The sequence below is a fragment of the Sphingobium sp. ba1 genome, from assembly GCF_000743655.1.
GTDB lineage: Bacteria > Pseudomonadota > Alphaproteobacteria > Sphingomonadales > Sphingomonadaceae > Sphingobium.
Genome location: NZ_JPPQ01000069.1, coordinates 953,986 through 964,282 on the forward strand (window position 1 = coordinate 953,986; position 10,297 = coordinate 964,282).

At 64.2% G+C, this 10,297-nt stretch carries 10 protein-coding genes and 1 pseudogene; 4 read left to right on the top strand and 7 right to left on the bottom strand.

The window, feature by feature from the left end; genetic code table 11:
- From topA to plsY, 5 genes are all read right to left on the bottom strand, one after another.
- Window positions 1–2,556: type I DNA topoisomerase (gene topA / locus IL54_RS07705; RefSeq protein WP_037478091.1), on the bottom strand; the 2,556-nt coding region annotated here is incomplete at its 3' end.
- 171 nt (window positions 2,557–2,727) lie between these two features.
- Window positions 2,728–3,051, bottom strand: coding sequence for a type II toxin-antitoxin system RelE/ParE family toxin (locus IL54_RS07710; protein WP_037474488.1), 324 nt, complete (start codon window positions 3,049–3,051; stop codon window positions 2,728–2,730).
- Window positions 3,048–3,278: a ribbon-helix-helix domain-containing protein gene (locus tag IL54_RS07715; protein WP_202807660.1), complete on the bottom strand. Its 231-nt coding sequence runs from the start codon at window positions 3,276–3,278 to the stop codon at window positions 3,048–3,050. Before IL54_RS07715 ends, IL54_RS07710 begins: the two co-directional genes overlap by 4 nt.
- Window positions 3,279–3,351: 73 nt before the next feature.
- A complete protein-coding gene (gene dprA / locus IL54_RS07720; protein WP_037474494.1) occupies window positions 3,352–4,434 on the bottom strand; it encodes a DNA-processing protein DprA in 1,083 nt (360 codons plus the stop codon).
- On the bottom strand, window positions 4,431–5,030 hold the full coding sequence (gene plsY / locus IL54_RS07725; protein WP_037478093.1) for a glycerol-3-phosphate 1-O-acyltransferase PlsY: 600 nt from the start codon (window positions 5,028–5,030) through the stop codon (window positions 4,431–4,433). The genes dprA and plsY overlap by 4 nt, the downstream gene beginning before the upstream one ends.
- A gap of 132 nt (window positions 5,031–5,162) precedes the next feature.
- On the opposite strand from plsY, the gene IL54_RS07730 reads away from it, so the two are divergent.
- The 3 genes from IL54_RS07730 (at window position 5,163) to hemA (ending at window position 7,906) form a co-directional block, all read left to right on the top strand.
- Window positions 5,163–5,696 carry a nucleotidyltransferase family protein gene (locus IL54_RS07730; RefSeq protein WP_237748816.1) on the top strand — a complete coding sequence of 178 codons (534 nt, stop codon included), beginning with the start codon at window positions 5,163–5,165 and terminating at the stop codon, window positions 5,694–5,696.
- A 38-nt stretch (window positions 5,697–5,734) separates the two neighbouring features.
- A complete protein-coding gene (murI, locus tag IL54_RS07735) occupies window positions 5,735–6,538 on the top strand; it encodes a glutamate racemase (protein ID WP_037478095.1) in 804 nt (267 codons plus the stop codon).
- Between the two features lie 141 nt (window positions 6,539–6,679).
- The gene (gene hemA / locus IL54_RS07740; protein ID WP_037474500.1) at window positions 6,680–7,906 is read left to right on the top strand and encodes a 5-aminolevulinate synthase; all 1,227 of its coding nucleotides are present in this window, start codon (window positions 6,680–6,682) and stop codon (window positions 7,904–7,906) included.
- A gap of 151 nt (window positions 7,907–8,057) precedes the next feature.
- Here hemA and IL54_RS07745 read toward each other — a convergent pair whose 3' ends face one another.
- The gene (locus IL54_RS07745; protein ID WP_037474501.1) at window positions 8,058–8,702 is read right to left on the bottom strand and encodes a class I SAM-dependent methyltransferase; all 645 of its coding nucleotides are present in this window, start codon (window positions 8,700–8,702) and stop codon (window positions 8,058–8,060) included.
- A complete protein-coding gene (locus tag IL54_RS07750; RefSeq protein WP_037474502.1) occupies window positions 8,699–9,919 on the bottom strand; it encodes a DUF3419 family protein in 1,221 nt (406 codons plus the stop codon). The genes IL54_RS07745 and IL54_RS07750 overlap by 4 nt, the downstream gene beginning before the upstream one ends.
- A gap of 131 nt (window positions 9,920–10,050) precedes the next feature.
- Between IL54_RS07750 and IL54_RS07755 the strand changes: the two are divergent.
- Window positions 10,051–10,297: pseudogene (locus IL54_RS07755) on the top strand (ligase-associated DNA damage response exonuclease); the annotation flags it as partial.

Sequence of the window (10,297 nt, forward strand, 5' to 3'; positions counted from 1 at the left end):
TGCCTTCTTGGCAGCGGGCTTCTTTGCTGCCCCGTCCTTCTTGGCCGAATCCTTTTTGGGCGCTGCCTTCTTCGCCGGAGCTTTCTTTTTCGCGCCCTTCTTCGCCGGAGCCGCCGCCGCACGGGCATCGATCAGCTGCGCGGCTTCCTCCAGCGTCAGTGCATCCTTGTCCATCGTCTTGGGCAGGGTCGCATTGGTTGTGCCGTCGGTGACATAGACGCCGTAGCGCCCTTCCATCAGCTTGATTTCCAGCTCGGTGCGCGGATGGGCACCCAGCACCTTCAAAGGCTCGCGCCCGGCGCTGCGTGGTCCACGTGTCGCCGCCTCGGCCAGCTTAACGACCGCGCTGTTCATGCCGACTTCGAAAATCTCGGCGGTATTGGCCAGGCGACCATATTTGCCGTCATGCAGCAGATAGGGACCGAAGCGGCCGATATTCGCCATGATCGGCAGGCCGGTTTCGGGATGCAAACCGACTTCGCGCGGCAGGCTGAGCAGTTTGATGCCCCAATCGAGCGTCAATTCGCCATCGGGCAGATCCTTGGGGATCGATCCGCGCTTGGCCTCCTTGCCCTCGCCCATCTCGATATAGGGGCCAAAGCGACCGACTTTCTTGACGATGTCCTGCCCGGTTTCGGGATGCTGGCCCAGCACCTCTGGCCCGGTATCTTCGCCATCCTTGCCGCCCGGCTGGCCGAACTTGCGGGTGAATTTACATTCGGGATAGTTGGAGCAGGCAATGAACGCCCCGAACCGGCCGCCGCGCAGCGACAATTGCCCGTCCGCGCACAGTGGGCAGGCGCGCGGATTGCTGCCATCGGCCTTGGGCGGGAACAGCATGGGTTCGAGGAACTTGTCCAGCTCGGCGGTAATGTCCGACGGCTTCTGCTCCATGATTTCGGCCGTCTTGGGCTTGAAATCGCGCCAAAAGGCTTCGAGCACTTCCTGCCACTGCGCCCGGCCGCCGGAAATATCGTCCAGTTCGTCCTCCAGGCCCGCGGTGAAATCATAGGACACATAGCGTTCGAAGAAACGCTCCAGAAAGGCCGTTACCAGCCGCCCGCTTTCCTCGGCGAAAAAGCGGTTCTTCTCGATCCGCACATAGTCGCGGTCCTTGAGCACCTGCAACGTCGAGGCATAGGTGGACGGACGCCCGATCCCCAGCTCCTCCAGCCGCTTGACGAGGCTGGCTTCGGAATAGCGCGGCGGCGGCTGGGTGAAATGCTGGTCCGCCATCACCTTCTTCTTCGCAGGCGCATCCCCTTCCGCCATGCGGGGCAGCAGCTTGCCGTCTTCATCATCGCTATCGTCGCGGCCTTCCTCATACAAAGCGAGGAAACCTGGGAAAATCACGACCTGCCCCGTCGCGCGCAGCGTATGCGTGCCGGTGGCGTCGTTCATGTCGATCGTGGTGCGTTCCAGCCGCGCCGACGCCATCTGGCTGGCCAGCGCACGCTTGAACACCAGATCATAGAGGCGTGCATGGTCGCCGCTGCCCACCTTGTCGCGCGAAAAATCGGTCGGACGGATGGCTTCATGCGCTTCCTGCGCATTTTTCGCCTTGGTCTGATAGATACGCGGCTTGTCCGGCACATAGCCGCCATCATAGCGCTGCGCGATCGCGGCGCGCGCGGCGGAAATGGCGCTGCCGTCCATCTGCACGCCATCGGTTCGCATATAGGTGATCGCGCCATCTTCGTAGAGCTGCTGCGCGATCCGCATCGTATGGCTGGCCGAGAAGCCGAGCTTGCGCGCCGCTTCCTGCTGAATCGTCGAAGTGGTGAAAGGCGGCGGCGGGTTGCGGGTAAGCGGCTTGGTCTCGACCCGTTCGACGGTGAAGCGTCCGGCTTCGACATCGGCCTTGGCGGCCATCGCGTCGCCTTCCTTGCCGATCGTCAGCCGCTCGATCTTCTCGCCCTTCCACCGGACGAGGCGCGCGGTGAAGGCCGTGCCATCCTGCTCCATCTCGGCCACGACCGACCAATATTCTTGCGGGTTAAAGGATTCGATCTCGCGCTCGCGCTCGACCACCAGCCGCAGCGCGACCGATTGCACCCGGCCCGCCGACTTGGCACCGGGCAGCTTGCGCCACAGCACGGGCGACAGGGTGAAGCCCACCAGATAGTCGAGCGCCCGGCGTGCGCGATAGGCATCGATCAGATCCTCGTCCAGCGCGCGCGGCTTGGCCATCGCGTCCAGCACTGCCGTCTTGGTGATCGCGTTGAACGTGACCCGGTCCACGACCGCGGGCAGCGCCTTCTTGGCGCGCAGCACTTCCTGCACATGCCAGCTGATCGCTTCCCCTTCGCGATCAGGGTCAGTCGCGAGGATGAGGCGCGTCGCCTTCTTGGCGGCATCGCTGATGGCCTTGAGCTGCTTGCCCTTGTCGCCATAATTTTCCCACGACATCGCAAAGCCGTCGTCCGGGTCCACCGACCCGTCCTTGGCAGGCAGGTCGCGAATATGGCCATAGCTGGCGAGCACATGGAAATCCCCGCCCAGATATTTTTCGATAGTCTTCGCCTTGGCCGGCGATTCAACGATGACAAGCTGCATTTACGGCCCCGAACTTTGATGCCTCACACGTACGCGCGAGTCTGGAAGGCGATGACGGCGGGCGTCAAGCGGTGCGTGTGATTAGGGGAGATGACGGGGGATGGCCAGCCCCTACTGCCGCGTTGGGAGCGAAGGCGCGACTGACGGGCTACCTAAAGATGACCGCCGATCCTAATCCGCTTGGCTCATCGAACGCGGAATATCCCGTTGGGCATACAGTATGCGCCAGACATCGATATGGCCTGGCTGCTCCATATAAAAGATGAGGTAGGGGAACCGAACGAGCTTGCGGGTCCGCAAACCCGGCAGGTCCAGATCATAGCCATAACGCGCCGATCCACTACCCGGACGGGCCGCTATCATCTTGTAGGCTTGGCTCAATGCTTCGATGAAGCGCAGCGCGACATCCTCCCCGGCCTCATCGCGGTAATAATCTACCGCTTCCTCGACATCCCTTCTCGCCAGGGCGCGGGGCACCACCAGCTTGGCGCTCATTTTGAGCGTGAGTGGCGAGCGCGATCACGCAAATCCGCAAAATAGCTTTCATCGACAGCTTGGGTCGGGGCACTGGCGGCACCATCGAGCAGCAGACGGCGCAAATTCTGCCGGTCCTGATCCTTGCGTATTAGTTCCCGCACATATTCGCTGCTGGTGCCAAAGCCCCGGCCTGACACCTGCTGATCGACAAATGTCTTGAGGGTTTCAGGCAGGGAAATGTTCATCGTACTCATGGCATGCGGTGTAGCGAATTTGGCAAAATTTGGCAACCATGGGTAGCGCGGATGGCAGCCTTGCCTATCGCAAACTCACCCGTCCGCCCGCCAACCGATCAAGCCGCTCGGCAAGTTCCAGTTCCAGCAGGACCGTCTGCACGACCGCCGGACTAAAGCCGCTCAGCCGGATTAGGTCATCGACCGGCGCGGGCGCATGGCTGAGCAGCGCGATCACCGCGTCGCGCTCGCTCGCAGCGACGTCGCTCGACACGGGTTCGCCCGCAAAGTCGAAGCTGCCCTGCCGAACCATGCGCGGGTCGATCTGGCCGACCGCTTCGAGCACGTCGGCCGCATTCTGGATCAGCGTCGCGCCGTCGCGGATCAACTGGTTGCACCCCTGCGCGCGCGGGTCGAGCGGGGAGCCGGGCACGGCCATCACCTCGCGCCCGGCTTCGCCCGCAAGCCGCGCGGTGATGAGCGAGCCGGACTTGGGCGCGGCCTCCACCACCACGGTGCCCAGCGCCAGTCCGGCAATGATGCGATTGCGCGCCGGGAAATGCCGCGCCAGCGGCTGGGTGCCGGGGGGATGCTCGGTCACCAGCAGGCCTTGCGTCCCAATCTGCGCCTGCAGGTCGCGATTTTCCGGCGGGAATACGACGTCCAGCCCACAGGCGATGACGCCAATCGTCCCGCTCGCCACAGATCCCTGATGCGCCGCTGTGTCGATGCCGCGCGCCAGGCCCGATACGACCACTGCGCCGCGCTGCCCCAGATCCTGCGCCAACACCCGTGCAAAGCGCACCGCCGCTGCCGACGCATTGCGCGCGCCGACCATCGCGATACATTGGCCCTCGGCCAGTGCCGCATTGCCGCGCACGATCAACGCGGCCGGCGCGCCCTCCATCTGGTCGAGCAGCGCGGGATAATCCGCATCGCCCATCATCAGATAGCGCGCGCCCAAAGCCTGCGACGCCGCAATCTCCCGCTCCACCGCGCCCGCGTCCGCCACGCTGGCCTTGCCACCTCCGCGCGCCGCCAGGTCAGGGATGGCACGTAATGCTGCCCCGGCTGTGCCGAAGCGGGCGAGCAACTGCCGATAGCTGACCGGGCCGATCCGGGGCGATCGGATCAGCCGCAGCCGGTCGAACCGCTCCCCCTCGCTCATTCCTTCGCGGCTCCGATCTTCGGCTCGGTGCCCTGCATCAGCCGCGCGATATTGGCGCGATGCCGCCATAGCAGGATCAGCGTCAGCGCGAGCGTCACCGGCACCAGGTCGATCCGCCCCATGAACCACAAAGCGATCGGCGCGCTGACCGCCGCCGCCATCCCGCCAACTGACGACCATCTGGTCCCGAACAGCGCAGCCAGCCACACCGCGGCAAAAATGCACCCGGCGGGCCAGTGGAGCGCGGTCACCACGCCCATCATCGTCGCCACGCCCTTACCCCCGGCAAAGCGCAGCCAGGCCGGATAGCAATGGCCAATGAAGGCCATCGCACCCGCCATCGGCCCGCCGCCCTCGATAAGCGCCGCGCCGATCAGCACCGCCACCGCGCCCTTGAGCAGATCCAGCAGCAATGTCGCCGCCGCCAGCCCCTTGCGCCCCGTCCGCAGCACATTGGTCGCACCGATATTGCCCGACCCGATCTGCCGCAAATCCCCCGCCCCGGTGAGGCGCGTCAGCACCAGGCCAAAGGGGATAGAGCCAAGCAGATAGCCAAGGGCCAGCACGAAGAGCGGAAGCAGCCAGGGAAGTGTCATGATCTCGCCGATAGAAGGAAAGCGCGACCATAGCGTGACGAACGGCACGGGCAATCGGCAAGATACGGGCATCCCGATCGATCTTGTGATAGTCGGTTGGCCGTGATGCACGACCAGGAATTGAGCCGGATATTGGCCGACGACCCCTTCCGGTTGCAGGCCCTGTCGCTTGTTCGGGCGCTGGGCCTTGCGGATGGTTGGATTGGGGCAGGCTTCGTGCGCGACGCCATATGGGACCGATTGCATGGCCGCCCTGTCCAGCGACCCATCGGCGACATCGACGTCCTTTGGTTTGATGCCGCCAGAGCCACGCCTGAGGTAGATAAAGGCCTTCAAGCCTCACTCCTCCATCATTCACCGGACTCGATCTGGTCCGTTAAAAACCAGGCGCGAATGCATCATCGCAACGGAGATGCACCCTACACCGATGTCACAGACGCGATGCGACATTGGCCCGAAACGGCTACGGCTGTGGCGGTTCGGCTGTCGCGAGCAGGGGACATTGAAATCAATGCGCCTTACGGCCTGGATGATCTATTTGCTCTGCGCCTGCAACCGACGCCGGATTTTGTGACGAGCAAGCGCGCGATCTTCGACGCACGAGTTCGGAGCAAGCGGTGGCAGGAACGCTATCCCCTGCTCCTACCCCCGGCGCCCTCCCGCTAGTTGACACCCTCGCCCGATCCCGCGACATGGTCGGCATAATGACCGTCGCATCCTCCGCCCCGATCCTGTTTTTCGATTCCGGCGTCGGGGGTCTGTCCATCCTTGCCCCTGCGCGCGCGCTGATACCGACTGCGCCGGTGATTTACGCCGCCGACAGCGCGGGTTTTCCCTATGGGACCAAGAGCGAGGCGGAGATTGCGGCGCGGGTGCCAGCGCTGCTGGGGCGGCTGGTCGAACGCTATCGGCCGCGCCTTGCCGTCATTGCCTGCAACACCGCGTCTACCATCGCGCTCCAGCATGTGCGCGCCGCGCTCGACATTCCGGTCGTCGGCACCGTCCCGGCGATAAAGCCTGCTGCCCTGGCGTCCAAAACCCGCGTGTTCGGCGTACTCGGCACTGCCGCCACCGTGCGCCAGCCCTATGTCGATCGGCTCGCCGCCGAACATGGCGCGGACTGCATCATGCTGCGCCATGGCAGCGCGGCGCTGGTCGAACTGGCCGAGGCGAAGCTGCGCGGCGAACCGCTCGATCCCGCCATTGCCCGCACCGCGCTGGCAGGATTGACCGAACAGCCCGGGGGCGATCGGATGGATGTGGTGGTGCTCGCCTGCACCCATTTTCCGCTGGTCGAGGCCGAACTGGCGGCCGCTGCACCTCGTCCGCTTACCTTCGTCCACGGCGGTGACGGCATTGCCCGGCGCATCGCCTTTCTGACGCAGGACCAGCCCTGGCCCGACACGCCGCCGCCGGGCATAGCGATATTCACGCGCGTCGATGACAAGGTCCGCGCCCTCGCCCCGGCGCTCGCCCGCTACGGTCTTTCCCGCCTGGAACAGCTATAATATAGGGGCTTGGACAAAAGGTCCGATATCACTGATCGGTATTTCTCCCTATGTCTGCGAGCGGTTAGCGCTGGTAATGCGCGACATCTACCGGTAAACGCCGCACCCAGAGGATGCGGGCCATCAAGGGATAGGGCGAGCGTGAACTACAAGCATATCTTTGCGCAGGCGATCGACCGTCTTCATGAAGAAGGCCGGTATCGGGTGTTCATCGACATCCTCCGTAACCGCGGTTCCTACCCCAATGCGCGCTGTTTCCACGGCCATAATGGCCCCAAGCCGATCGCCGTCTGGTGCTCCAACGACTATCTCGCCATGGGCCAGCATCCCAAGGTGATCGCCGCGATGGAAGAGGCGCTGCACGATGTCGGCGCGGGTTCCGGCGGCACGCGCAATATCGGCGGCAACACCCATTATCATGTCGATCTGGAAGGCGAACTGGCCGACCTGCATGGCAAGGAAGCCGCCCTGCTGTTCACGTCGGGCTATGTCTCGAACGAAGCGACGCTGGCGACGCTGGCGCGTCTGCTACCCGGCTGCATCATCTTTTCGGACGAACTCAACCATGCCAGCATGATCGCGGGCATCCGCAATTCGGGCTGCGAAAAGCGCGTGTTCCGTCACAATGATGTCGAGCATCTGCGCGAATTACTGGCTGCCGAAGACCCCGAAGCCCCCAAGCTGATCGCCTTTGAAAGCGTCTATTCGATGGATGGCGACGTCGCGCCGATCGCGGAAATCTGCGACCTGGCCGACGAGTTCAACGCGCTCACCTACCTCGATGAAGTCCATGCCGTGGGCATGTATGGCGCGCGCGGCGGCGGCATTTCGGAACGCGACGATGTGGCCGACCGCCTGACCATCATCGAAGGCACGCTTGGCAAAGCGTTCGGTGTCATGGGCGGCTATATCGCCGCTGATCAGATGATCGTCGATGTGATCCGCAGCTATGCACCCGGCTTCATCTTCACCACCTCGCTGTCGCCCGTATTGGTCGCCGGCGTGCTGGCGAGCGTGCGTCACCTCAAGGCGTCGAGCGAAGAGCGCGAAGGCCAGCAGGCCGCCGCTGCGATGCTCAAGACGATGATGGCGGACGCTGGCCTGCCGGTCATGCCGTCGGTGACGCATATCGTCCCGCTGATGGTCGGCGATCCGGTCAAGGCCAAGCGGATCAGCGATATCCTGCTCGCCGAATATGGCGCCTATGTGCAGCCCATCAACTATCCCACCGTCCCGCGCGGCACCGAGCGGCTGCGCTTCACGCCCGGCCCGGCGCACACAGAAGCGATGATGCGCGACCTGGTGAACGCGCTGGTCGAGATTTGGGATCGGCTGGATTTGGAGAAGGCGGCGCGGCGCGCGGCTTGAATTCTCGCCGCAAGACCACTTCATCCGTTCGCCCTGAGCTTGTCGAAGGGCCTTATTTCTATCCGTGAAGAAAAAGGCTTCGACAGGCTCAGCCCGAACGGGCGAGGGTTCAGTGCGACATGGGTAGTTCTCCCTGCAGCGAGAGGTAGGGCTAACCCAACGCCACGCCACCCCGCAGCGCATAGCCGCGATAAAGCGGCCGAACGCTGGCTTCACCGCCAACGTCGCCAGCCACTTTCTCGATCGCCGCCCCCAGCACATGGCGCGGCGTCACATGGAACCGCGCCAGCCATCCGAACAGCACCCGCCGCCACACAGCCGGCCAGCCTTCCTGCTGCCCGAAATCGACGACTTCGAGCCGCCCGCCTGGCGCAACGCAGCGCGCGGCTTGCGCCAGTGCCGCCTCCCATTGCGGGATCATCGATAGCGCATAGCTGATGAACACCCGGTCGAACGTGGCTTGGCCGAATAGCGCCATCGGATCGAAATCGACGGCATCGCCCTGTGCCAACCGGACGCAGCGCGCCATGCCGACTCGTTCGACCGACAATTGTGCGGTGTCGAGCATCGCCTGCGAAATATCGACGCCGTACAGTCGTGCATGGGGCCAGGCCTTGCCCACCGCGATTAGGTTGCGCCCGGTGCCGCAGCCAATCTCCAGCACGCTGCCACCTGACGGCGGGGCAAGGTCAGCGATCAGGCCGTCCCGACCCAGAAGATAATATTTGCGGGTGATGTCGTAGATGTGGCGCTGCCAGCGATAGGTGCCATCCATCAACCGCCCATGGTCGCTCACAGCGCGTCCTTCAGCACATAAAGATGCACGCCGCCATAAATGGCCGACCGGTCGCGCGCAGTATAGTCGAGCGACGCTTCGGCGCGATACGCCCAGCGGTCCAGCACCGCGTCCACCACCCGGCCCGGCAGGATGCTGGGTTCGCCCGCCGTGCGGAACAGCACCCGTGCGCCGGGCCTGGCCGTCCGCGTGATCTGCGCCCAGAGCGCATTCAATTGCTCGTCATCCATCCAGTCCTGCGCATCGAGCAGGATGTAGCGATCCGCCGATGCATCAGGCTGTTCGCGCAGGAAATCGGTGAAGTTGGCATGGCGCACATCGACCCGGTCCGCGCGCGCCCGGACGGCGTCATGATTGGCGGCTTGCAAATAGGGCGGCAATGGCCCCTCACCCCCCGCATAGCCGCGGCCGAATGCCTGCACCGCGAAATAATTATCCTTGAGGTCAAAGTCGCAGGCCAGTTTCTCCAACCGGGCCTTCAACACTACGTCCATGCGTGCGTCACCGGCCAGCGCTTCAAACTGCGCAGGCGGGATGCCCAGGCCAAAGAGCGAGGCGGGCTGACTGGTGAGCCAGCGGACAAAAGCGCGGTCGAAAATCGGCGCGACCTCTCGCTCGAAAATCTCGCGCTGTTCGGCGCGCGACGTTGCCGCTAGCATCCGCCGCAGGTCCACCCCATGCACCCGCGCCAGCAAATGCGCCGCGCCGATAAAGCGGCCCAGCAGGCCATGTTTGTAGATGCCGCGCGCAAATCCGCCGATCCGCCGCCGCCCGATCAGGTCGCGTCCTTCCCAATAGCGCCGCGTCGCTTCATCGAGGTGCGGCGCGACGATGTCGCGATAGGCGGCGATATTTTCCTTGCTATCCGCCTGCGCGAAAAAGCGGTGGAAGGCGGCATGGTCGGGCAAGGTCCGTGCCGCCATCAACTTCAACTTGTTAAGCGCAATATGCGCGGTGTTGAGATCGACGGCGGTAATCTTGGCCGGATCAGCGGTCAGGTAGGACAATACGTTGCAGCCCCCCGACGCGATCGTCACGACATGGCTGTCGGGCGTGATCGCCAGCGCTTCCATGTCAACGGCGGGATCTTCCCATATCTGCGCATAGACGAGGCCGCGGAAGGCAAAGGTGAAGGCCCGTTCCAGCAGCCCCTGTTTGGACAGATGCCGGTGGCGATGCACCGCGCGCGTGACGTTCTGATGTGCCGGTGCCGCCATGTCGTTAAGCCTCCTCGCAGTCGGGTCGTGGGCGGCGCATAGGGCAGATGCGTGTCGTGGCCGTGACGATGGCGTTACGTCCTTGTGACCAGCTTGCGGAACCGCAGGCGCGCTCACATCTTCTGGAGGGAATGGCTCACTGGATCGAACCCCACCCCACCGGCATCTATGTCCGCCCCGCCGATGCCTGGATCGACCCGTCGATGCCGCGCGAACGCGCGCTGGTGACCCATGGCCATGCCGATCATGCGCGCGGCGGCCATGGCCATGTCTGGGCCACGCGCGAAACGCTGGCGATCATGGGGCTGCGCTATGGCACCGCGTCGGGCACGGCGGTCGGCTATGGCGAGGAAATCCGGCTGGGCGGCGTCACCATCC

Bases quoted from the DNA above. Each gene is read 5' to 3' on its own strand.
- IL54_RS07715 (WP_202807660.1), bottom strand. From the start codon at position 3,278: ATGAACATTTCCCTGCCTGAAACCCTCAAGACATTTGTCGATCAGCAG.
- IL54_RS07710 (WP_037474488.1), bottom strand. From the start codon at position 3,051: ATGAGCGCCAAGCTGGTGGTGCCCCGCGCCCTGGCGAGAAGGGATGTC.
- IL54_RS07750 (WP_037474502.1), bottom strand. From the start codon at position 9,919: ATGGCGGCACCGGCACATCAGAACGTCACGCGCGCGGTGCATCGCCAC.
- plsY (WP_037478093.1), bottom strand. From the start codon at position 5,030: ATGACACTTCCCTGGCTGCTTCCGCTCTTCGTGCTGGCCCTTGGCTAT.
- murI (WP_037478095.1), top strand. From the start codon at position 5,735: ATGACCGTCGCATCCTCCGCCCCGATCCTGTTTTTCGATTCCGGCGTC.
- dprA (WP_037474494.1), bottom strand. From the start codon at position 4,434: ATGAGCGAGGGGGAGCGGTTCGACCGGCTGCGGCTGATCCGATCGCCC.